24 protein-coding genes are annotated in these 22,597 nt (G+C 61.5%); 14 read left to right on the top strand and 10 right to left on the bottom strand.

Annotated elements, in window-relative coordinates; all coding sequences use genetic code 11:
• Window positions 1-584 precede the first annotated feature (584 nt).
• The gene (locus AC1M7R_RS15825) at window positions 585-1,352 is read left to right on the top strand and encodes an N-acetylmuramoyl-L-alanine amidase (RefSeq protein ID WP_072388299.1); all 768 of its coding nucleotides are present in this window, start codon (window positions 585-587) and stop codon (window positions 1,350-1,352) included.
• A 41-nt stretch (window positions 1,353-1,393) separates the two neighbouring features.
• On the opposite strand, the gene AC1M7R_RS15820 is transcribed toward AC1M7R_RS15825, so the two are convergent.
• From AC1M7R_RS15820 to AC1M7R_RS15805, 4 genes are all read right to left on the bottom strand, one after another.
• Window positions 1,394-2,305 carry an SDR family oxidoreductase gene (locus tag AC1M7R_RS15820; protein WP_072388301.1) on the bottom strand — a complete coding sequence of 304 codons (912 nt, stop codon included), beginning with the start codon at window positions 2,303-2,305 and terminating at the stop codon, window positions 1,394-1,396.
• A gap of 179 nt (window positions 2,306-2,484) precedes the next feature.
• Entirely contained in the window at window positions 2,485-3,387 is a 903-nt protein-coding gene (locus tag AC1M7R_RS15815) for an alpha/beta fold hydrolase (RefSeq protein WP_072388303.1), read from the bottom strand.
• Window positions 3,387-4,169, bottom strand: a complete 783-nt coding sequence (locus AC1M7R_RS15810) for a class II aldolase/adducin family protein (protein ID WP_490609740.1) — start codon at window positions 4,167-4,169, stop codon at window positions 3,387-3,389. Before AC1M7R_RS15810 ends, AC1M7R_RS15815 begins: the two co-directional genes overlap by 1 nt.
• Window positions 4,170-4,322: 153 nt before the next feature.
• A complete protein-coding gene (locus AC1M7R_RS15805) occupies window positions 4,323-4,778 on the bottom strand; it encodes a flavodoxin (RefSeq protein ID WP_072388308.1) in 456 nt (151 codons plus the stop codon).
• Window positions 4,779-4,933: 155 nt separating this feature from the next.
• On the opposite strand from AC1M7R_RS15805, the gene AC1M7R_RS15800 reads away from it, so the two are divergent.
• Both AC1M7R_RS15800 and AC1M7R_RS15795 read left to right on the top strand, forming a co-directional pair.
• A complete protein-coding gene (locus AC1M7R_RS15800) occupies window positions 4,934-5,410 on the top strand; it encodes a PAS domain-containing protein (protein WP_072388310.1) in 477 nt (158 codons plus the stop codon).
• Window positions 5,411-5,464: 54 nt separating this feature from the next.
• Window positions 5,465-6,070 (top strand): hypothetical protein, encoded by a 606-nt coding sequence (locus tag AC1M7R_RS15795; RefSeq protein ID WP_072430776.1) that lies wholly within the window; start codon window positions 5,465-5,467, stop codon window positions 6,068-6,070.
• Between the two features lie 99 nt (window positions 6,071-6,169).
• On the opposite strand, the gene AC1M7R_RS15790 is transcribed toward AC1M7R_RS15795, so the two are convergent.
• Complete coding sequence (locus AC1M7R_RS15790) at window positions 6,170-7,129, bottom strand: MerR family transcriptional regulator (protein ID WP_072388314.1); 960 nt, start codon at window positions 7,127-7,129, stop codon at window positions 6,170-6,172.
• A gap of 175 nt (window positions 7,130-7,304) precedes the next feature.
• On the opposite strand from AC1M7R_RS15790, the gene folM reads away from it, so the two are divergent.
• The 6 genes from folM (at window position 7,305) to AC1M7R_RS15760 (ending at window position 11,146) form a co-directional block, all read left to right on the top strand.
• Window positions 7,305-8,015 carry a dihydromonapterin reductase gene (gene folM / locus AC1M7R_RS15785; RefSeq protein WP_271901512.1) on the top strand — a complete coding sequence of 237 codons (711 nt, stop codon included), beginning with the start codon at window positions 7,305-7,307 and terminating at the stop codon, window positions 8,013-8,015.
• A gap of 19 nt (window positions 8,016-8,034) precedes the next feature.
• Window positions 8,035-8,595: a GTP cyclohydrolase I FolE gene (gene folE / locus AC1M7R_RS15780; protein WP_072388318.1), complete on the top strand. Its 561-nt coding sequence runs from the start codon at window positions 8,035-8,037 to the stop codon at window positions 8,593-8,595.
• A complete protein-coding gene (gene folX, locus AC1M7R_RS15775) occupies window positions 8,596-8,976 on the top strand; it encodes a dihydroneopterin triphosphate 2'-epimerase (protein ID WP_072388320.1) in 381 nt (126 codons plus the stop codon).
• Between the two features lie 99 nt (window positions 8,977-9,075).
• Complete coding sequence (locus tag AC1M7R_RS15770; RefSeq protein WP_072388322.1) at window positions 9,076-9,372, top strand: DUF1244 domain-containing protein; 297 nt, start codon at window positions 9,076-9,078, stop codon at window positions 9,370-9,372.
• Window positions 9,365-9,703 (top strand): HopJ type III effector protein, encoded by a 339-nt coding sequence (locus AC1M7R_RS15765; protein WP_072388324.1) that lies wholly within the window; start codon window positions 9,365-9,367, stop codon window positions 9,701-9,703. Before AC1M7R_RS15770 ends, AC1M7R_RS15765 begins: the two co-directional genes overlap by 8 nt.
• Window positions 9,704-9,895: 192 nt before the next feature.
• The gene (locus AC1M7R_RS15760) at window positions 9,896-11,146 is read left to right on the top strand and encodes a 2-aminoadipate transaminase (RefSeq protein WP_072430774.1); all 1,251 of its coding nucleotides are present in this window, start codon (window positions 9,896-9,898) and stop codon (window positions 11,144-11,146) included.
• Between the two features lie 187 nt (window positions 11,147-11,333).
• On the opposite strand, the gene trxB is transcribed toward AC1M7R_RS15760, so the two are convergent.
• Window positions 11,334-12,296 carry a thioredoxin-disulfide reductase gene (gene trxB / locus AC1M7R_RS15755; RefSeq protein ID WP_003205459.1) on the bottom strand — a complete coding sequence of 321 codons (963 nt, stop codon included), beginning with the start codon at window positions 12,294-12,296 and terminating at the stop codon, window positions 11,334-11,336.
• 308 nt (window positions 12,297-12,604) lie between these two features.
• On the opposite strand from trxB, the gene cysZ reads away from it, so the two are divergent.
• Together cysZ and AC1M7R_RS15745 are read left to right on the top strand one after the other, a co-directional pair.
• Window positions 12,605-13,360, top strand: a complete 756-nt coding sequence (gene cysZ, locus AC1M7R_RS15750; RefSeq protein WP_072388329.1) for a sulfate transporter CysZ — start codon at window positions 12,605-12,607, stop codon at window positions 13,358-13,360.
• Between the two features lie 40 nt (window positions 13,361-13,400).
• Complete coding sequence (locus tag AC1M7R_RS15745) at window positions 13,401-14,600, top strand: glycosyltransferase family 4 protein (RefSeq protein WP_341965067.1); 1,200 nt, start codon at window positions 13,401-13,403, stop codon at window positions 14,598-14,600.
• Window positions 14,601-14,736: 136 nt separating this feature from the next.
• Here the strand turns inward: AC1M7R_RS15745 and AC1M7R_RS15740 are convergent, their stop codons facing one another.
• The 3 genes from AC1M7R_RS15740 to AC1M7R_RS15730 all read right to left on the bottom strand — a co-directional run bounded on the left by AC1M7R_RS15740 (window position 14,737) and on the right by AC1M7R_RS15730 (window position 17,126).
• The gene (locus tag AC1M7R_RS15740; protein WP_490609739.1) at window positions 14,737-15,840 is read right to left on the bottom strand and encodes an NADH:flavin oxidoreductase; all 1,104 of its coding nucleotides are present in this window, start codon (window positions 15,838-15,840) and stop codon (window positions 14,737-14,739) included.
• Window positions 15,841-16,050: 210 nt separating this feature from the next.
• Window positions 16,051-16,533 (bottom strand): glutathione peroxidase, encoded by a 483-nt coding sequence (locus AC1M7R_RS15735; protein WP_072388335.1) that lies wholly within the window; start codon window positions 16,531-16,533, stop codon window positions 16,051-16,053.
• Window positions 16,534-16,640: 107 nt separating this feature from the next.
• Entirely contained in the window at window positions 16,641-17,126 is a 486-nt protein-coding gene (locus AC1M7R_RS15730) for an FKBP-type peptidyl-prolyl cis-trans isomerase (RefSeq protein WP_490609738.1), read from the bottom strand.
• Here AC1M7R_RS15730 and AC1M7R_RS15725 point away from each other — a divergent pair.
• From AC1M7R_RS15725 to yihG, 3 genes are read left to right on the top strand one after another with little or no spacing between them, the layout of a single operon-like run.
• Entirely contained in the window at window positions 17,095-17,433 is a 339-nt protein-coding gene (locus AC1M7R_RS15725; RefSeq protein WP_072388749.1) for a DUF3565 domain-containing protein, read from the top strand. The genes AC1M7R_RS15730 and AC1M7R_RS15725 overlap by 32 nt on opposite strands.
• A gap of 53 nt (window positions 17,434-17,486) precedes the next feature.
• The gene (gene pta, locus AC1M7R_RS15720) at window positions 17,487-19,586 is read left to right on the top strand and encodes a phosphate acetyltransferase (protein WP_072388339.1); all 2,100 of its coding nucleotides are present in this window, start codon (window positions 17,487-17,489) and stop codon (window positions 19,584-19,586) included.
• Window positions 19,587-20,495, top strand: a complete 909-nt coding sequence (yihG, locus tag AC1M7R_RS15715) for a 1-acylglycerol-3-phosphate O-acyltransferase, YihG family (RefSeq protein ID WP_072430771.1) — start codon at window positions 19,587-19,589, stop codon at window positions 20,493-20,495.
• A 201-nt stretch (window positions 20,496-20,696) separates the two neighbouring features.
• Here the strand turns inward: yihG and cysN are convergent, their stop codons facing one another.
• The gene (gene cysN, locus AC1M7R_RS15710) at window positions 20,697-22,595 is read right to left on the bottom strand and encodes a sulfate adenylyltransferase subunit CysN (protein ID WP_072388344.1); all 1,899 of its coding nucleotides are present in this window, start codon (window positions 22,593-22,595) and stop codon (window positions 20,697-20,699) included.
• Window positions 22,596-22,597 lie beyond the last annotated feature (2 nt).

Here is a 22,597-nt window from a genome sequence, read left to right as displayed (position 1 = left end):
CCCTCACGCCTGGCGCACCGTCATTCGGATGGACTGGCGTCATCGGTTCATCATCCCGTGCTTGCGACGTTGATTTGTAGCTCCTTTGCAACGTCATCTTCAGGCCGCTGCTTTTTGCAGCGGCCTTTTTTATTTGGTTTATTCCCAGATGAAATTCTCGACGCTTACATCAATATCGGAAATATCCAACAGCCCGGCCACCTGCTCCAGCGCATTGCTTTCTTTCATTTCCATTGAGTACAACTACGTCAATTGCAATGAACGATGACAAGTGCTCAACATACCGCCATATCACTGATATACCGGCATCCGATATATGCATGGGAAGAACACCCAGGGACTCTTAAACCAACGTAGACCGGAAGCAGCGGCAAAATAGAAACAGGGCACAAGCAAGCCTGAATACCTTACCCGTGACACCAGTTAAGAGCGGCAACTGCCGTACCTCTAACGCCCTGAAGACCAGACGCCAATTCCCACACGAAACCAAGACCTTCACTACATGCCGAACCCACAGTCATTGTTAGCCTGATTTACGTCGAAGCCTGTTGCATCGACCTTCTTCAGTTATCAGTGAGTTTCTTATGTACGCGATCAACTCCACAAGTTACCGATCAAGATATGGCTATAACAATCGGGTTCGTTTCCTCGTCTTTCACTATACCGCCGCCAACTTTTCGTCCTCTGTCAATACATTGACCGGCGCCTCGGTCAGCGCTCATTACCTGATTCCGGATTTCAACGACCCGAGTTATCTGAAGGCTGGGTTCAATGAGCCGCAGATCTTCAACCTGGTGGACGAGAACCAGCGCGCCTGGCACGCAGGGGTGAGCAGCTGGGGAGGCAGGAATAACCTGAACGACACTTCGATTGGCGTCGAAATCGTCAATCTCGCCACGGATAACCAGGGACAATTCACCTTTCCTCCTTATGACCCCCGGCAAATCGAGGCAATCCAATACCTGGCCTCGAACCTGCTCCAGCGCTATCCGGACATCAGCCCGGTCAACGTGGTGGGGCATTCGGACATCGCCGCCGGCAGGAAAAGCGATCCCGGCCCGATGTTCCCCTGGCAGGCGCTATACGCCAAGGGCATCGGTGCCTGGTTCGATGAGTCCACCCAAAGGGCCTGCATGCACGCCTACGAATGCGCCGGCTTGCCTACCCGCGAACAATTGCTCGGGCTGTTCAAGAAATATGGCTATGACACTTCGGCTGCCACGACCAGTATGGGCTTCCAGCGCCTGGTGCGCGCCTTCCAGCTTCACTTTCGCCCGGCCCGGTATGACGGTGTGATGGACATCGAGACCGCCGCGAACCTGGCGGCACTGGTGAAGAAGTATTGTCCGTGACCGACGTTGCCGTCATCGACGGCAACCGGTCTGGCGGCGAGTCAAACGGCGTAGCGTTGCAGATTCGCCATCATCTCCTTCAATGCTTCCAGGTTGTCGTTCGGGTGGACTGCGTCCTTGAAATCACAGATCTGCTGCCAATGGGCGGCGACGTCTTCGGGGGAAAAACCCTTGTTCGGATCGAATCCGGCACCGAGGCTGCGTTCCCAGCGCACCTTGCCCATCCAGCCGCCGCCCACCTCGAACAACCCGGAAGTTTCCTGGCAGGCTTCGCTGGCTAGGTACACCACCAGCGGGCTGACCAGTTCGGGCTTGAGCTGTTCGAACACCTGCGGCGGCATCAGGCCTTCGGTCATGCGGGTGCCGCCAGTAGGCGCGATGGCATTGACCAGGATGTTGTTCTTGCGACCTTCAATGGCCAAAGTGCGCGTCAGGCCATACAGGCCGAGCTTGGCCATGCCGTAGTTGGACTGGCCGAAATTGCCATAGATTCCCGAGGTCGAGGCCGTGAAGATCACCCGGCCATAATTCTGCTCGCGCAGGTGCGGCCATGCGGCACGGGTGACTTTGTAGGCGCCCTCGACATGGACGCGATAGACCAGGTCCCAATCGGCATCGTCCATCTTGTGGAAGGTCTTGTCCCGCAGGATACCGGCGTTGTTCACCACCACATCGACCCGGCCGAACACGTCGAGGGCATTCTGTACCAGTTTGTCGCCATCAGTGACCGAGTCGTGGTTTGCCTCGGCAATACCGCCGGCCTCGCGAATCTCAGCCACCACCCGATCCGCCGCCGAGGCGTTGGCCCCCTCGCCCTGGGCGGAACCACCAAGATCGTTGACCACTACCCGGGCGCCTTGCCTGGCGAACAGCAGGGCATGGGCCCGCCCCAGGCCACCGCCAGCTCCGGTGACGATCACCACTTTATCTTCGAAGCGCACAGATTCACTCATGGGCAGAACTCCAGCAGGCCGAATGGATTGCAAAGCCCGAGTGTCGGGCACAGGGAGCATGATCCACAATCAACACGGCTGAGAGTGAATGGTGGGCGATAAGGCGAGGGGATGATGCGTTGGCGCATGACAGGACGCGAATCCGAGCCTGGCTCAACCCGATCCCAAGGCAACAGGCATCACGAGTACACCACCTGCCGCACCGGCCCAGGGATGCCCGCACGGAACGCCAGGTAATGCTTGAGCACCTGCACCGGTGCCTCCGCCTGCGGATAGTGGCCGATGTCGGGCAGCAGCACCGTATCCGCATTGGGAATCAGCGCCTCGTAGCGCGCTACCATGTGCGCACCGGAAATCGGATCGAACCCACCATCGATGACCCGCATGGGCACTTCGCCGCGCTGCATCGCGTGCACCCAGCGATCGCGCTGCACACGGCGTTCGGGAATGTAGCGGATGAGTTTGTGCATGATCCGTGGGCCGCCGTTGCTGTGCACCAGGCTCCAGTAATCGTCCAGTTCGCTTTCGCTGGGGCCGGTCCATGGCCCGAAGATCCGCCGAAAACTCTTGGCCAGGCCCTCGCGGGAAAAGGCCCGGGCCACCAGCCAGCCCAAAGGACCGAGCAACAACCTTTGCACCAGCACCGGACGATGGGTCTCCGGAAACAGGCCGCCGTTGAGGAACACGCAACTGGCGATGTCGATACGTGCCTCGCAATGACGAGCGATCAGTTCCTGGGCCACGCTGTCCCCATAATCGTGGGCCAACAGGTGCACCGCTTGCCGGACATTCAGGTGCTCCAACAGCGCCTGCTGCAGATCGGCCTGCTCCAGCAGGCTGTAGATGTGATCCACCGGCTTGGCGGAATCACCAAACCCGAGCATGTCGCAGGCAATCACCCGATAGCGCTGGGCCAGGGGTTGCCACAGGTAGTGCCAATCCCAACTGGCGGTGGGGAACCCGTGGATCAGCAGCAACGGTTCACCGTGCCCCGCCGCCCAGTACCGGATGGCATGCCCCCGGAACATGAAGGTCTGGCCGCGCTGGCGCCAGATGCGCAGGGGAACCTGCACCATAGGCATCAGCTTCTATAACCCTGGTCTTGTTGATCGAGCTTGCGCAGCAACGCCGGCCACGCCAGCGCGCCCCCCATGCCCTGGGCACTCCTGGTGACTGCGGCGATCATCGCCTTGGCACCGGCCAGTATCGGCGCATCGATGGCAATCAGCTCGGCCCCGCCATTTTGTGCCAGTACCTGGATCTCACAGGCCCGCTGAAAGGTGAACATCATCAGGAAGGTATCGGCGATGGTCCCGCCGCAAGTCAGCAGTCCATGGTTGTGCAGCAACAGGAAGTTGCTGTCGCCCAGGTCTGCCTGCAGACGGGCCTTCTCTTCGTGATTGAGAGCAACGCCCTCATAAGGGTGAAAGGCCAGGCTCGACAGCACGAACAGGGATTGCTGGCTGATGGGCAGCACCCCTTGCTTCTGGGCCGATACGGCGACGCCGGCAGCGGTGTGGGTATGCAACACACAGGCTACATCGTGGCGCACTTCGTGCACTGCGCTGTGAATGGTGTAGCCGGCCGGATTGATCTCGTAGGGGCTGTCCATGAGCTTGTTGCCGGCCTGATCGACCTTGACCAGGCTGGACGCGGTGATCTCGTGGAACATCATCCCGAACGGGTTGATCAGGAAGTCCTCGGTGCCGGGAATCTTGGCGGAGATATGCGTGAAGATCAGGTCATCCCAGCCATGCAACGCCACCAGTCGGTAACAGGCGGCAAGATCGACGCGGGTTTGCCATTCGGCGGTGCTGACCTGGTCCTTGATGCTGAGTGTCGATTGGATGGGCGCTACGCTCACGGCTCTGACCTCTGGCTTATCGTTATAAGGTGCAACGGCACGCCGTGCACAAGAGGATGAGTCTAGTCAGCCCTGGCGAGGGCGCCAGTTGCCTTGGCAGCCAGCTTAATGACCGAGCGGGTCACGCCGCCCGTTGCGCCGACGCCCGCTCGATCAACGACGCAGGGCCTCGATCAACTCTCCCAGCCAAGGCTGCGCATCGGTTTCCGGCGTGACGCTTTCGCTGGCATCCAGGCGCAGCATAGGCAGCACCTCGGCCACCCCAAGTTCGGCGAACAATTCGCGCATCTGCTCGCCACCGCCGCAGAAAGTGTCGCCGTAGCTGGCATCTCCCAGGCCGATCACGGCACCTGGCAAACCGCGAAAGAAGGCGGGCAACTGGTCGCGAATGGCCGAATACAAGGGCATCAGGTTATCCGGCAGTTCTCCCATGCCGGTGGTGGACGTCACGGCCAGCAAGGCTTGCGGGGCGAATGCCTGGATGTCCGCCAGGGTCGCCCGGGGGTTGCACAGGGTTTCGAAACCGGCCTCGCCGAGCAGGGTGGCGGCATGGTGGGCGACTTCTTCGGCGGTGCCGTATACCGAACCGCAAAGGATGGCGATTTTCATCTATCTGGTCCTGAACCTGAATAAAAGACTCGGGATAGTAGCAGGCAGAGCCGCCAGTTTGCGATTGGCTCCCAACAACCAGTGATGGCCAGTGGACAGCCCTGCAGATTCTTCTAAAATGCTGTATTTACAGGGATTTGAAAAGGAAGCGGTCCATGATCAATGCGCAGCTGATGCAACTGGTGATAAACGCTTCCAACGACGGAATCGTCATCGCCGAAAAGGAAGGCGACGAGGACAACATCCTCATCTATGTGAACCCGGCCTTCGAGCGGCTGACCGGCTATAGCCGGGACGAGATCCTCTATCAGGACTGTCGTTTCCTGCAATCGGGCGATCGCGACCAGCCCTCGCTCGAGCACATACGCGAGACGTTGAAGCAGGGCGGTGCCTGCCGGGAAGTGCTGCGCAACTATCGCAAGGATGGCACGCCGTTCTGGAACGAATTGTCACTGTCGACGGTTAAGAACGCAGCTGACGGCCACACGTACTTCGTGGGCGTGCAGAAAGACGTGACGGTCCAGGTCAGGGCACAGAACCGCATCGCGCAGCTGGAAAAGGAACTGGCGGACGCCCGGGCCACGATTGCTCGTCTTGAAGCGACGAATGGCACAAACAAAACGGCGAATTAACGGTCAGTCACTACAATCACCAGTGAACACGTAAGAAATCATCTCGAGCACACCATGCAGCGCGACGCCCTTCTGACCCAGGATGAGCTGGATTTCATCCGGACAATGCAGCACAACCCGCAATTGAACGAGCGGGATGTCACGTCGAGCCTGCTGGTCAATGGCGGGTCGCAGATCCGTGACCTGCTGACGCGCCTGGCGGCGAACGAGCAGGTCACGCTGCAAGCCAGTTTCGAAAATCAGCAGATGACGTTCCCGCTGCACCTGGTGGAAGACGAATTTCACGCGATGCACCTGCGCCTGGGCGTACCGAGCATCTACGAGGACGGGCCCAAGGTGCGTCCCTGGCGCTTGGCCCTCGAAGAACCGGTGGCCCTGGAGAACGCCAAGGGCCAGCCAGGGCCTTTGTGGGTTCACGAGGTATCCTGCAAGGGCGTGCTGCTGGAAAACCGCAGCCGCATCAAGCCCCCCAAGCAGTTCGCCTTGTGGTTCAGCCCGTCAGGGTACGAGAGGATTTCGTTGCGCGGCGCCTTCGAACGGGAAACCGATCGGGGCCTGTATGCCTACCATCTGAGCCAGAATGACGAGGACGAGACCGAGCGCCTGCGTCAGTACATCCTTCAACAACATCGGCTGACCCATCCGGCGATGCATCTGTAGGCCACGAAAAGCCTTGATACTCGCTCATGCTGCTTACAGAGCCCAGGCCCTGCCTGTGTCTGCACGATTTCTCGCACAAGCCCAGGCGATCGTCCGGCTTCAGGTGTCCAGGCTTCCCGCCAGCAACTGACGCAAGCGCTGGCTCATCACCGTCCCTTCATTGCCCAGGCAGCCGATCGACGATCCCGCCAGGCAATCCTGCATCAAATCGGAAGCGTCACCCGCCAGCATCAAGGGGCAATCCAGGCTCATCGCCAGTTTGTTCAGGCGCTTGGGCAATTCAGCCCCAGGGGCATGGTTGGACATCAGTACCAGCGCCACCGGTTTCACCTTCTGGCACACCAGGGTCAACTCATCGAACGGCTGGCCCACCGTCAACAGCCTGATGCCCACGTCCGCCTTCGACAGGAACAACGCCGTGACCAATAGCTCCAGTTCGCGGCATTGGCCGGCGATGGCAGTGACCAACAGACGTCGCGAGGGTGAATCACGCTTGAGCAAGAGCCGTTGTGCGACACGCGAACGCAGGAAACCGTCGTAGAACAGCCATTCGCTGGTCTGGCCGAACTCCTGCTGGCGCTGCAACAGCTGCCGCCACAGTGGCATCAATATGTTCTGGAATACGATGGGCACCGCGTAGCTGGAAAATATCTGCCCATAGATGCGGTCCAGCCCCATGTCGTCAAAGTCGCCGATTGCATCGGCCACTTGCTGTTGCCATTGGGCGTAGTCGCTCCTGACCCGACTGGATGGAATCAACGGGGAAACCGATTTCACCGAATCGGTTCTGGCCAGGATCTTGCTCACCTTGCTGACCGCCACCCCCCGTTCGATCCAGGCCAGGATGCTGCGGACCTTCTCGATATCCCCCAGGGAGTACAAGCGATGACCGCTGTCAGTGCGCGTGGGCTGGATCAGACCGTAGCGGCGTTCCCAGGCGCGCAGCGTCACTGGGTTCACGCCGGTGAGGCGGGATACTTCGCGAATGGGAAACAGATCTTCCCGTTCCATGGCGCCTGATGCCTGGAATACGAACTTATCGTCGGTGATTACGCTCATCTCGGAAGAATTCCCATTAGCGAATTGGATCCTATCTTACCCCTTCTAAGTCGTATGATGACAACTACAAACCGTATCGATATGCGCAGTTGTTGTGTCCCTTTATGACGGGCTCGTAGGTACAGGTCGCCGACCGCTGTTATAGTTTTGCTCCTGCCGTGAACCGAGCCGCCCCATGCCCAGTGCCAACGCTCCGATCCTGCTCACCGGCGCAGCCCAGCGCGTCGGCCTGCATTGCGCCCAGCGACTGCTGGACGAAGGTCACGCGGTGATCGCCACCTATCGCACCGAACGTCCCGGCGTACAGACGCTGCGTGATCGGGGGGCGACCGTGCTATACGCCGATTTTTCCAATGAGGCGGGGATCCTGGCCTTCATCGAGCAACTCAAGCAGCACACCGACCGGCTGCGGGCCATCGTGCACAACGCCTCGGCATGGCTGGTCGAAACACCCGGCGACGAAACGGCAGCCTTCAACGCGATGTTCGGCGTACACATGCTCGCGCCCTATCTGATCAACCTGCATTGCGCGCAGCTGCTGCTGCGCTCGAGCCCCGCGGACATCGTGCATATCAGCGATGACGTGACACGCAAGGGCAGCAGCAGGCACGTCGCCTATTGCGCCACAAAGGCCGGCCTCGAAAGCCTGACGCTGTCCTTCGCGGCGAAATATGCACCCGCCATCAAGGTCAACGGCATCGCCCCTGCCCTGCTACTGTTCAACCCCGCAGACGACGCGGCGTACCGGGCCAAGGCCCTGGCCAAGTCGGCACTGGGCATCGAGCCCGGTAGCGAAGTGATCTACCAGAGCCTGCGTTACCTGCTGGACAACCCCTATGTCACCGGCACGACCCTGACCGTCAACGGCGGGCGGCACCTCAAATAGCCTGTTTCGAGGATTCATCATGGCGTTATCCCTGCCACAGCATTACCGCGAAATCCTCATCGGCCTGGGGGAAAACCCCGAGCGCGAGGGCTTGCTCGATACCCCGCTGCGCGCCGCCAAGGCCATGCAGTACCTTTGCCACGGCTACGAGCAGAGCGTGGAGCAGATCGTCAACGGCGCGCTGTTCGCCTCGGACAACGATGAGATGGTGATCGTCGCCGACATCGAGCTCTATTCCTTGTGCGAACATCACCTGCTGCCCTTCATCGGCAAGGCCCATGTGGCTTATATTCCTACGGGCAAGGTCCTGGGGCTGTCGAAGATCGCCCGGTTGGTGGACATGTTCGCCCGTCGCCTGCAGATCCAGGAGAACCTCACCCGGCAGATCGCCGACGCGGTGCAGCAGGTCACCCAGGCCGCCGGCGTGGCGGTGGTGATCGAAGCCCAGCACATGTGCATGATGATGCGCGGCGTCGAAAAACAGAACTCGACCATGAATACCTCGGTGATGCTTGGCGCCTTCCGCGAGTCCAGCACCACCCGCCAGGAGTTCCTGCAATTGATTCGACGGAGCAACTAAATGCCACAACTTCAGCCAGCCATGGCGCGCATCCGGGTCAAGGACCTGCGCCTGCGCACCTTCATCGGTATCAACGAGGAGGAGATCCTCAACAAGCAGGATGTGTTGATCAACCTGACCATCCTGTATCCGGCCCAGGACGCGGTTCGCGACAACGACATCGATCACGCGCTGAACTACCGCACCATCACCAAGGCGATCATCGCCCACGTGGAAGGCAATCGCTTTGCCCTGCTCGAACGCCTGACCCAGGAGCTGCTGGATCTGGTCATGGCCAATGAGTCGGTGCAGTACGCCGAGGTCGAAGTGGACAAGCCCCATGCCCTGCGATTCGCCGAGTCGGTGTCGATTACCCTTGCAGCAAGCCGGGCTACTTCGTAGCCGCTGCAAGCCTCAAGCTGTAAGCTTCGAGCCTGAGCACCGCAAATCCACTCTTGCAGCTTGAAGCTCGCCCCTTGAAGCTGCCTCGCAGAGACCACCATGAACGATCAACAACGCCTCGAACTCGAAGCCGCCGCTTTCCGTCGGCTGGTTGCCCACCTGGACAGCCGCAAGGACGTGCAGAACATCGACCTGATGAACCTTGCCGGCTTCTGCCGCAACTGCCTCTCCAAGTGGTACAAGGCCGCCGCCGATGAACGCCAGATCGAGGTGAGCCTCGACGAGGCCCGTGAAACGGTCTACGGCATGCCCTATGCCGAATGGAAAGCCCAATACCAGAAAGAAGCCAGCGCCGAACAGCAAGCGGCGTTCGCCAAAGGAAAACCCGATGCCTGACCTGAACACCTTTCGCAGCCAACTCAAGAGCGGCGAGCACGCCTTCGCCGACACCCTGGCCTTTATCGCCGCCGGCTACGATTACCAGCCCCGCGCCTTCAATAACGGCGGCGTACAAAACGCCGCCGGGCAGAACGAAGGCTCGTGCAAGACCCTGGGCCTGGCCTTGCTCGAAGGATTGAGCGACGAAGAAGCGCTGCTGGCGTTCGGCGAACATTACCGCTCGGTGCTGGCCACGCCCGAAGGCAGTGATCACGGCAATATCCGCGCGCTGATGGTTCATGGGCTGGCAGGTGTGAAGTTCGACGAGTTGCCGCTGCAACGGCGCTGATCGATCCTAGCTGTGTGGTGAGACCTGTGTGGTGAGATCCCCTCGCCACAAGGGTTGCACGCATCCTGAGTTGAATTACACCTCGCCACATCCCGACTTTTAAGATTGACCCGGCAACTTTATTTCGTTTGCCGGGCCCCTCTGCTCGCGGCTTAGATAACGGAAATTTCTCCTTCGTCCGGGCCGTCATCCATGAGCAGCGAAACCATCAGCCAATCGATTTCCATCGTGCATCCCGTCAGCCTCAGCCACGGCAGGAACGCCGAGGTCTGGGACACCGAGGGCAAACGCTACATCGACTTCGTAGGCGGTATCGGCGTGTTGAACCTCGGCCATTGTCATCCGCGCATTGTCGAGGCGATCCGCGAACAGGCTACGCGGCTGACTCACTACGCGTTCAATGCCGCGCCCCATGTTCCCTACATCGAATTGATGGAACGCCTGACGGCGTTCATGCCGGTGGATTACCCGATCAGCGGCATGCTCACCAACAGCGGCGCCGAGGCGGCGGAGAACGCCCTGAAGATCGTGCGGGGCGCCACGGGCCGTACCGCCGTGATCGCGTTTGACGGCGCCTTTCACGGTCGCACCCTGGCGACCCTCAACCTCAACGGCAAGGTCGCGCCTTACAAACAGAAAGTCGGTGTGCTGCCCGGGCCGGTGTATCACTTGCCCTATCCCAGCCCGGACAACGGCGTGTCCTGTGCCGACGCCTTGAAGGCCATGGAGCGGTTGTTCAGCGTCGAGATCGATGTCAACGACGTGGCCTGTTTCATTGTCGAACCGGTCCAGGGCGAAGCCGGCTTCCTCGCGCTGGACGTATCCTTCGCCCAGGCCCTGCGCCAGTTCTGCGACGACAAGGGCATCGTGCTGATCATCGATGAAATCCAGTCCGGATTCGGGCGTACCGGCCAGCGCTTTGCCTTCTCCCGATTGGGCATCGAACCCGACCTGATCCTGCTGGGAAAAAGTATTGCCGGTGGCGTGCCCCTCGGTGCGGTGGTAGGCCGCAAAGCGTTGCTGGACAACCTGCCCAAGGGTGGCCTGGGCGGTACCTACTCGGGTAACCCCATCGCCTGCGCCGCCGCACTGGCGACCCTGGACGAAATGACCGATGCCAACCTGCACGCCTGGGGCGTGCAACAGGAAGAGGCGATCGTCAGCCGCTACGAATCCTGGCGCAGCCGCGGGCTAAGCCCTTACCTGGGTCGCCTGACCGGCGTCGGCGCAATGCGCGGCATCGAGCTGAGCCAGTCCGACGGCACCCCGGCTTCGGCACAATTGACGCAACTACTGGCCCTGGCACGGGAATCGGGCCTGCTGCTGATGCCCAGTGGCAAGTCGCGACACATCGTGCGACTGCTGGCGCCGTTGACGACCGAGCCGGCAGTGCTGGAAGAGGGGCTGGATATTCTGGAGGCGTGCCTGGCGAAGCTGGCCTGAAACTCAGTGTTTCTGAGCACACAAGAAGCTTGGGGAGCGCGCTTGCTCGCGGCAGCGTCAAATCTGCCGACATCGATGTTGGCCGGTACACCGCCATCGCGAGCAAGCTCGGTCCCACAAGGGTTCAAAGCCAGGTATTCAGGCATTAAAAAACCGGCCGAGGCCGGTTTTCTGGGGGTCTGACGAATCAGAACGAAGCGTTCTGCAGGCCGTCCAGGTAGCGCTCGGTGTCCAGTGCTGCCATGCAACCGGCGCCGGCCGAGGTGATGGCCTGGCGGTAGACGTGGTCGGCCACGTCGCCGGCCGCGAAGATACCTTCGACGCTGGTGGCAGTGGCGTTGCCGTCGCGGCCGCCCTTGACCACCAGGTAGCCGTCCTTGAGTTCCAGCTGGCCTTCGAACAACGACGTGTTCGGAGTGTGGCCGATGGCGATGAACACGCCGTCAACCTTGATCTCGTCGAAGCTGCCGTCGTTGTTCTTCAGGCGAGCACCGGTCACGCCCATGTTGTCGCCCAGCACTTCGTCCAGGGTCGCGTTGAGCTTGAGGATGATCTTGCCTTCGGCGACGCGGGCATTGAGCTTGTCGATCAGGATCTTCTCGGCGCGGAAAGTCTCGCGACGGTGGATCAAGGTCACCGTGCTGGCGATATTGGCCAGGTAGAGAGCTTCCTCTACAGCGGTATTGCCGCCACCGACCACTGCCACCGGCTTGTTGCGGTAGAAGAAACCGTCGCAGGTGGCGCAGGCCGAAACCCCTTTGCCCATGAAGGCTTCTTCCGAAGGCAGGCCCAGGTAACGAGCGCTCGCGCCAGTGGCGATGATCAGGGCATCGCAGGTATAGGTCGCGCTGTCGCCGGTCAGGGTGTAGGGCTTGGCTGCGAAATCCACGGCATTGATATGGTCGAAAACGATTTCAGTCTCGAAACGCTCGGCGTGTTCCTTCATGCGCTCCATCAACGCCGGGCCGGTCAGGCCATGGACGTCGCCCGGCCAGTTGTCGACTTCGGTGGTGGTGGTCAATTGACCGCCGGCCTGCATGCCGGTGATCAGCAGCGGCTTGAGGTTGGCACGGGCCGCGTAGACCGCGGCGCTATAACCGGCAGGGCCGGAACCGAGAATAATCACTCGAGAATGACGGACTTCAGACATGACCTGCTCCTGTTGACCGGCCCTGCGGACCGGAACGCCGGGTAAGCGGCGGGAATAAAAAAGAACCGTTGATGCACTTGGGGAAGGCTTTGGTTCGACGGTCCTGAAAAAGAATGGGTGCAGCGTATCGAGGGAGCGAAGATTAAGGAAATACGGTTTAACAATCCAGCTCATAGGTGAGTTCTATCCCAGGTAGACCTCTCGATAGGAGCCACTGTCCGGCAAACCTGTTACAGGCCATGTAGACGCTTTCCCGTACGCCGCAAAGCCGGTAAGGTCGGCGCGTTCATCTTCGTTCGGAGCATCCCATGCCTGCCCCCGTCCTGTCGGGCCCGCAATATCTGCAAGAAGGTCTCAAGCTGGTCCTGAGCCCGGGCCTGCGCCTGTTCGTCCTGCTCCCGCTGGCCATCAACCTGCTGCTGTTCATCGGCCTGATCTACCTGGCCGGCCATCAATTCAGCCTGTGGGTCGACACCCTGATGCCATCGCTGCCGGACTGGCTGAGCTTTCTCAGCTACATCCTCTGGCCGCTGTTCGTGGTCCTGGTGGTGCTGATGGTGTTCTTCACGTTCACCATGCTCGCCAATATCATCGCCGCCCCCTTCAACGGCTTCCTCGCGGAAAAAGTCGAAGTGGTGATCCGGGGTACCGATGATTTCCCGGCCTTCAGCTGGGGCGAACTGGTGGCCATGATTCCCCGAACCCTTTCCCGGGAAGCCCGCAAGCTCGGCTACTTCCTGCCCCGTGCCCTTGGCCTGTTCGTGCTGTCGTTCGTGCCGGTGCTCAATCTGGTGGCCGCGCCGCTGTGGCTGTTGTTCGGCGTGTGGATGATGGCCATCCAGTACATCGACTACCCGGCGGACAACCACAAGCTGGGCTGGAACGAAATGCTCGCCTGGCTGCGGGAAAAACGCTGGCAGAGCCTGGGCTTTGGCGGCAGCGTATACCTGGTGCTGCTGATCCCGGTGGTCAACATCCTCATGATGCCGGCGGCAGTGGCCGGGGCGACCCTGTTCTGGGTGCGCGAGCAAGGCGCCGAGACCGCACTGGCCCGCCAGGGCTGAGCCGGTCACGAATCCGTCATCAAGACGACACAATGACGAAATGACCCCGGTCGACACTGGGGTCATGACCACACCTCTGCACGTTACCCTCATCACCGAAACCTTCCCGCCGGAAATCAATGGCGTGGCCAACACCCTGGGCCGTCTGCACGACGGCTTGCGTGCCCGCGGGCATCGGGTCGAACTGGTACGTCCGCGCCAGGGGGGCGACCCGCGCCAGGCCGGTGACGAACATCTGTTGCTGTGTCGGGGCTGGCCATTACCGGGCTACCCAGGGCTGCAATGGGGCCAGGTGTCCATGCACAAGCTGCTGCGCCGGTGGAAGCGCCATCGGCCGGACGTGCTCTATATCGCCACCGAAGGGCCGCTGGGCCTGTCGGCGTTGCGGGCGGCGCGGCGCCTGGGCATCGCGGTGGTCAGTGGGTTCCATACCAACTTCCAGCAGTACACCCAGCAGTACGGCCTCGGGCTGCTGAGCCGCGCGCTGACTCATTATCTGCGCTGGTTCCATAACCGCTCCGCCGTGACCCTGGTGCCGAGCCTGAGTCAGCGGCTGGAACTGGAGCGTCGCCATTTCGAACGGGTGGCGTTGCTGTCCCGTGGCGTGGACAGCCAGCTGTTTCATCCCATCAAGCGCTCGGCCTCCCTGCGCGAGGCCTGGGGCCTGGGTGAGCACGACATTGCGGTGATCCATGTGGGGCGCCTGGCGCCGGAGAAGAACCTCGGGCTGCTCAAGCGCAGTTTCGACACGCTGTGCAGCGCTTTTCCGGAGCGACGGCTCAAACTGGTGGTGATCGGTGATGGCCCGCAGCGCTCGGCACTGGAGCAGGACCTGCCCGAAGCGGTCTTTTGTGGCGCCCAGCGTGGCGAGGCGCTGGCCAGCCACTATGCGTCCGGGGATGTGTTCGTCTTTCCAAGCCTGACCGAAACCTTCGGCAACGTCGTGCTGGAAGCCCTGGCGTCCGGGCTGGGTGTGGTGGCCTACGATCAGGCCGCGGCGGCACAGCATATCCGCCATGGCTATAACGGCGTGCTGGCCATGCCGGGGGATGAAGAGGCATTCTGCGATGCCGCCCGTTGGCTGCTGGAGGAGCGCGAGACCTTGCGTTGCGTGCGGCTCAATGCGCGCCAGCATGCCAGTCGCCAGGGCTGGGCGGCGGTGATCGAGCAATTTGAAGCGCAGTTGCGAGGGGCTTGCGTGGGTGAGCAGGTAATGCCTGTTGCGCCCACTGTGCGCTGACTGTTCGGTGATTTTCAGGCCGCTATCGTGAGCAAGCTCGCCCCCACAAGTGGATTCTGGCCGGACACCGATAGGCGTCCGCCAAGGATCCATGGGGGAACAGGCTTGCTCGCGACAGCGTCAGTCAGGACGCCGCTTAAACCAAAGTCATCAGCGCCTCTCGGCTGAACGGCAGGATCTCCTGCTCACGCCCTTCACGGACTTTCTGCGCCCAGTCCGGATCCACCAGCAGTGCACGGCCCACCGCCACCAGGTCGAACTCATCGTTGTTCAGCCGCTCCAGGAGTTTTTCCAGGCTGGCGGGTTGGGCGACCTTGTCGGTATTGACCATGAACTGCAGGAACTCGCCATCCAGGCCGACGCTGCCAACGGTGATGGTCGGCTTGCCGGTCAGCTTGCGGGTCCAGCCCGCCAGGTTCAGTTCCGAGCCTTCGAATTCCGGTTCCCAGAAGCGCCGCGTCGAGCAGTGGAAAATATCCACGCCGGCTTCGGCCAACGGCTTGAGGAATTCGCCCAGGGCCTCGGGAGTCTGCACTAGGCGTGCCGTGTAGTCCTGCTGCTTCCATTGGGAGAAACGGAAAATGATGGGGAAGCCCTCGCCCACTGCCGCACGCACGGCACGGATCAACTCGATGGCGAAACGCGAACGATTGGCCAGGCTGCCGCCGTAGCCGTCGGTACGCTGGTTGCTGCCTTCCCAGAAGAATTGATCGATCAGGTAACCGTGGGCACCGTGAATCTCCACACCGTCCATGCCGATGAGCTGGGCGTCCTTGGCCGCCTGGGCAAAGGCCGCGATGACCTCATCGATATCCGCCTGGGTCATGCCGTGCACCACTACCTGGCCGTCCTTGAGCTTCTCCGACGGGCCATAGCCCGGCACGCTGGCATCCGGCTCGGTGCCGAGGCGGCGCACATTGCCGACATGCCACAACTGCGGAACGATCTTGCCACCCTCGGCGTGAACCGCATCGACCACCTGCTTCCAGCCTGCCAGCGCAGCTTCGCCGTAGAAGTGCGGCACGTTCGGATAACCGTTGGAGGCCTTGTGTCCGACCGTGGTGCCCTCGGTGACGATCAGGCCGACCCCGGCCGCCGCGCGACGACGGTAGTACTCCACCACCTTGGCATTGGGCACGCCACCCGGCGAAAAGGAACGGGTCATCGGCGCCATCACCACCCGGGTCGGCAGTTCGAACGCGCCGAGCTGGAAAGGTTTGAACAGGGCTTTTACAGACATGGGGCACTCCACGGGCATGGGATCGCTGATCAATATGACGGCGATAATATGTGGCCCGGGGAGGCTCGGGTAGCACTATTGATTGGAATGATTAAGGATCAAAAGCGAGCCGAGAGAATCGCGGTCGGGTGAATGAACCGATCCGCAGCCGGGGGGCGAAATCTGTGGCGAGGGATTTCTCCCCTCGCCACAATGTTGTCGTGCCTGGCTTCAACCCAGGGCTTTTTCGATGGCCTGGATCACCGTGGGATCATCCGGTGCGGTGCGTGGCGAGAAACGCGCCAGCACGCGACCGTCCTTGCCCAGCAGGAACTTCTCGAAATTCCAGGTGATGTCGCCGGGAAACTCCGCCCCCTCGCCGGCCAACAGGCGGTACAACTGGTGGCGGTCGGGACCGTTCACGTCCAGCTTGCTGGACAGCGGGAAGGTCACGCCATAGTTGAGGCTGCAGAATGCCTGGATTTCCTGCTCGGTCCCCGGTTCTTGCCCGGCGAACTGATTGCACGGCAGGCCCAGCACACTGAACCCCTTGTCCTTGTATTGCTGGTAGAGATTCTCCAGCGCCGCGTACTGAGGCGTCAGGCCACATTTGGAGGCGACGTTGACCACCAGCACGACATGCCCCTTGAAGGGTGCCAGCGCCAGCTCCTGACCATCCAGGGCTTTGAGTTTAAGGTCGTGGAAAGCACTCATGACGAACTCCAGGTTTACCGATCTTTCGAAACAGCCATGGACGATGCTACCGACAAAAAAGGCGCCACGGGGCGCCTTTTTCGTTTCATTTGAGCGTAGCGCAGAAATCAGTGGTGATGGCCGCCTTCGCCATGGACGTGACCATGGGCGATTTCTTCCCGGCTGGCGTCACGGATGTCAACGATCTTGACCTTGAAGTTCAAGCGCTGGCCGGCCAGTGGATGGTTGCCGTCAACAGTGACGTCGTCGCCTTCCAGGTCACGAATGGTGACGATCTGCATCTGGCCATCGGGCGCCGATGCGTGGAACTGCATGCCCACTTCCAGCTCGTCCACACCTTCGAACATGCTGCGGCTCAGGGTGCTGACCAGCTCGGCGGAGTACTCGCCATAGGCGTCTTCTGGTTCAACGGCAACGTTCAGCTCGTCACCGGTGGTTTTGCCTTCCAGGGCTTTTTCCAGGCCCGGGATGATATTGCCTGCACCATGCAGGTAGACCAGCGGAGCGCCGCCGGCAGAGCTGTCGATGACCTCACCAGCGTCGTTGGTCAGGGTATAGTCGATGGAGACAGCCTTATTGGCGGCGATCAGCATGGGGCGAGACCTTTTGCATAAGAATGAAGAACGGACAAGTCTAAACAAGGATTTGCCCGAAAGCGAACGGAACCCGGACAAACGGGCTCGTTCGAACAGACCGACGGTCACCGGTTTCCATCAGGACGAGGATGGGCACTGGGTAGTCGAGCTGTCCTGCGGGCACACCCAGCATCTGCGTCACCAGCCACCGTGGCAGGCCCGGGCCTGGGTCCTGGACGCCGCGCAACGTATTGAAAAAATAGGCCAGCCCTTTGATTGCGGCTGGTGCGCGCAGGCCCCCGTTAGCGATAACCTTGGCGACTGAATTCGACGGTAGACACAGACCGCGCCCTTGCCATGCACCCTTAGAGAATCCGCATGCAAACTTTTTTTATCGCGCCCACCGACTTTGGTGTGGGTCTGACCTCCATCAGCCTCGGGCTGGTGCGTACCCTTGAACGGGCCGGGCTGAAAGTCGGCTTTTTCAAACCCATTGCCCAGCCTCACCCCGGCGACACCGGACCGGAACGCTCCACCGAACTGGTGGCCCGCACTCACGGTCTCAAGCCGCCCCAGCCCCTGGGCCTGGCCCATGTCGAACGGATGCTCGGCGACGGCCAGCTCGACGAACTGCTGGAAGAGATCATCACCCTTTACCAGCAGGCCGCGATCGGCAAGGACGTCCTGGTGGTGGAAGGCATGGTCCCGACCCGCAGCGCCAGTTACGCCGCCCGGGTCAACCTGCACCTGGCCAAGAGCCTGGACGCCGAGGTTATCCTGGTGTCGGCCCCGGAGAACGAAGTACTGACCGAGCTTTCCGGGCGGGTGGAGTTGCAGGCACAGCTGTTCGGCGGCCCCAAGGATCCGAAGGTCCTCGGGGTGATCCTGAACAAGGTCCGCACCGATGAAAGCATCGAGGCGTTTTCCGCGCGCCTGAAGGAACATTCGCCCTTGCTGCGCAGCGGCGACTTCCGCCTGCTGGGCTGCATTCCGTTCCGGCCGGAACTCAACGCCCCGCGCACCCGCGACGTGGCCGACCTGATGGGCGCGCAGGTGCTCAACGCCGGCGACTACGAAACCCGGCGCATGAGCAACATCATCATTTGCGCCCGCACCATGCGCAACACGGTGGAATTGCTCAAGCCCGGCGTACTGGTGGTGACTCCCGGCGATCGCGACGACATCATCCTGGCCGTGAGCCTGGCGGCTATCAACGGCGTGCCCCTGGCCGGCCTGCTGCTGACCAGCGACACCCTGCCAGACCCGCGCATCATGGACCTGTGCCGAGGCGCCTTGCAGGCCGGCCTGCCGGTGCTGTCGGTCAGTACCGGCTCCTATGACACCGCCAACCTGCTCAACAGCCTGAACAAGGAAATCCCGATCGATGACCGCGAACGCGCGGAAATCATCACCGATTTCGTCGCCAGCCACCTGGATGCCCAGTGGCTGCACCAGCGCTGTGGCACGCCACGGGAAATGCGCCTGTCCCCCGCCGTGTTCCGCTACCAACTGATCCAGCGCGCCCAGGCCGCCAACAAGCGCATCGTGCTGCCGGAAGGCAGCGAGCCGCTGACCGTACAGGCCGCCGCCATTTGCCAGGCCCGGGGCATCGCCCGTTGCGTGCTGCTGGCCAAGCCGGCCGACGTCGAGGCGGTAGCCCGTGCCCAGGGCATCGAACTGCCGCCGGGGCTGGAGATTCTTGATCCGGACGCGATTCGCGAGCGCTACGTCGAACCGATGGTCAGCCTGCGCAAGAGCAAGAGCCTGAACGCACCGATGGCCGAGCAGCAGTTGGAAGACACCGTGGTGATCGGCACCATGATGCTGGCTCTGGATGAAGTGGACGGGCTGGTTTCCGGCGTGATCCATTCCACCGCCAATACCATCCGCCCGGCCTTGCAGTTGATCAAGACTGCGCCCGGCTGCTCTCTGGTGTCCTCGGTGTTCTTCATGCTGTTTCCCGAAGAAGTGCTGGTCTATGGCGACTGCGTGATGAACCCGCACCCCAGTGCGGCGGAGCTGGCGGAGATTGCCTTGCAAAGCGCCGATTCGGCCGCCGCGTTCGGCATCACCCCGCGGGTGGCGATGCTCAGCTATTCCAGCGGCGAGTCGGCCAGCGGCGAGGAAGTGGAGAAGGTCCGCGAAGCCACGTTGCTGGCCCATGAGGCGCAGCATGGCTTGCTGATCGACGGACCGTTGCAGTACGACGCCGCCGCCAACGAAGCCGTGGCGCGGCAACTGGCGCCCAACAGCCAGGTGGCCGGCCGTGCGACGGTGTTCATCTTCCCAGACCTCAACACCGGCAACACCACCCACAAGGCCGTGCAGCGCAGCGCCGACTGCGTCAGCCTCGGCCCCATGCTGCAAGGCCTGCGCAAACCGGTGAACGACTTGCCTCGCGGCGCCCAGGTCGATGACATCGTGTACACCATCGCCCTGACCGCCATCCAGGCCGCCAACCGACCCATGGATATCTAAATGCTGGACTTTCTGCCCGCCCCCTTGCGGGGCGTCATCGCTTCACTGCTGTTGGCCCTGAACACCGTCGTGTGCTGCACGCCGCTGTTCATCGTGGCGATCTTCAAGTTGCTGTTGCCCTTCCCCGCCGCCCAGCGCCTTACCGACTGGCTGATGAGCCATATCCACGAGGCCTGGATCAGCAACAACAAGGGCTGGATGAACCTGCTGCGCCGTACCCGCTGGCACCTCAGCGGCCTGGAAGGCCTGGACTACCAGCATTCCTACCTGATCACCAGCAATCACCAGAGCTGGGTCGACATCATGGTGCTGCAATACGTGCTGAACCGGCGGATCCGCCCGTTGAAGTTCTTTCTCAAGCAGGAGCTGATCTGGGTGCCGGTGATCGGCCTGGCCTGGTGGGCCCTGGGCTTTCCCTTCATGAAGCGCTACTCCAAGGCGTACCTGGAGAAGCATCCGGAAAAGAAAGGCAAGGACCTGGAAACCACTCGCAAGACTTGCGCGAAGTTTCGCAACAACCCCGTGGGCATTTTCAACTTCGTCGAAGGCACGCGCTTCACCGAAGGCAAGCATGCCCAGCAACAGTCACCGTTTCGCTACCTGCTCAAACCCAAGGCCGGAGGCATTGCATTCGTGCTCGACGCCATGGGCGAGCAACTGGAATCGATCATCAACGTAACCATTCACTACCCCGGCGGTCGCCCGGGATTCTGGGACCTGCTGTGCGGCAAGGTTGGGGAAGTGGTGGTGCATTTCCAGGAGCTGAAGCTACCGCCGCAATTCATCGGCAAGAGCTACGACCAGGACGGTGCCTATCGCCTGGAGTTCCAGGGCTGGATCAACCAGCTGTGGCAGGACAAGGACGCGTTGCTCGAACAGATGCACCACGAGTATCCCGGCAAGTCTTGAGGTGTCGGTACGGGCCTCATCGCGAGCAAGCTCGCTCCACAGGTGATGTGGGATGAGTTCCGGTACTGTGTCCGCTGCTCCCCCCTGTGGGAGCGAGCTTGCTCGCGATAGCGTCCTTCGACAATAAAAAGGCCCGCAGATGATCACTCATCTGCGGGCCTTTGCTTGCCGCTTGAAGCTAGAAGCTCACAGCGACTTGCCTTAGATCGCCCCACGCTTGCGCAGCAGATCCAGCACCTGCTTGACACCCTCTTCCAGGGTCAGCGCCTGGGTGTCGATCACCAGGTCGGCATCCAGCGGCACGTCATACGGGAAGGACTCGCCGGGAATATTGTCGCCAGCGGCGGCGTACAGCCCCTGCGGATCACGCTGGGCACACACTGTCGGCGAAGCCTGGACATAGACCGTCAGCAGACGATCACGCCCGATCAGGTCCTTGGCCTGCTCACGCCCTTCGGCACTCGGCGCAACGAACGCGGCGAGGGTCAACAGGCCGGCTTCGTTGAACTGCCGGGCGACGTGGGCCGCACGGCGCCAGTTCTCGGTGCGCCCGGCACGGTCCTGTGGCAGGCCCTTGTTCAGGTCATGACGCAGGTTCTGGCCATCGAGCACGAACACCGCACGCCCCATGTCGAACAACTTGCGCTCCACCGCATAGGCCAGGGTGCTCTTGCCAGCGCCGGACAGGCCGCTGAACAGCACCGTGGCCGGTTGCTGGCCGAAGCGTTGGGTGCGCTCTTCCACCGACACATGGGCCAGCTTGCCGTGGTGCGTGCTGCTGCCGTGGGTCAGCGGCTGGGCGACGATCATGCCGGCACCGACCGTGCCATTGGTCAAACGATCGATGACGATGAACGCGCCAGTGGTGCGGTTGCTCTCGTAGCCGTCCAGGGCGATCGGCGCGTCCAGCGCGATTTTCACCTTGCCGATTTCGTTGAGCTGCAAGGCACTGGCCGGCCCTTCTTCCAGGGTATTCACATCGACCCGGTTGACGATGCTGGCAATCGAGCCAGGCACATAACTGGTGGCGCGCTTGATGTCGTATTTCTTGCCGGGCAGCATCGGCTCCTCGGCCATCCATACCAGCATCGCTTCGAAGCTGTCGGTGACCGGCGGAACGTTGTCGGCATGCACCAGCAGGTCGCCACGGGAGATGTCGATCTCGTCTTCCATGGTCAGCGTCACGGCCTGGCCGGGGCCGGCGTGTTCCAGCTCGCCCTCGAAGGTGACGATGGATTTCACGCGGCTGCTCTTGCCCGATGGCAGTACCACCACTTCGTCGCCCTTGTGCACGATGCCGCTGGCCAGGGTGCCGGCGAAACCGCGGAAGTTCAGGTTCGGACGGTTGACGTACTGCACCGGGAAACGCAGGTCGGTGAAGTTGCGGTCGCCCGCCACTTCCACGGTTTCGAGGATCTCCATCAGCGACTGGCCGGTGTACCACGGCGAGCGCTCGGACTTGTTCACCACGTTATCGCCCTTGAGGGCGGACATGGGCACGAAATGCAAGGTGGTGGGCTTCATCTTCAAGCCCTCGGCGAACTTCAGGTAGTCGGCCTTGATCGACTCGAACACACCCTGGTCGAAGTCCTTGAGGTCCATCTTGTTGATGGCCACGACGATGTGCTTGATGCCCAGCAGCGAGGCGATGAAGCTGTGGCGACGGGTCTGGGTCTGCACGCCGTAGCGGGCGTCCACCAGGATGATCGCCAGGTCACAGGTGGAAGCACCGGTGGCCATGTTGCGGGTGTACTGCTCATGGCCGGGAGTGTCGGCGATGATGAACTTGCGCTTGGCGGTGGAGAAATAGCGGTACGCGACATCGATGGTGATGCCTTGCTCGCGCTCGGCCTGCAGGCCATCGACCAGCAGTGCCAGGTCGATATCGTCACCGGTGGTGCCGACTTTCTTCGAATCGCGGGTGATGGCTTCCAGGTGATCCTCGTAGATCATCTTGGAGTCGTGCAGCAGGCGCCCGATCAGGGTGCTCTTGCCGTCGTCGACGTTGCCGCAGGTCAGGAAACGCAGCAGTTCCTTGCGCTCGTGCTGGCCCAGGTAGGCGAGGATGTCCTCGCTGATCAAATCAGATTGGTGCGACATGA

The sequence above is a fragment of the Pseudomonas sp. MS01C9 genome (assembly GCF_058202755.1).
The sequence above is the reverse complement of the archived record's forward strand: the minus strand, read 5'-3'. Positions and strand labels throughout refer to the sequence as shown.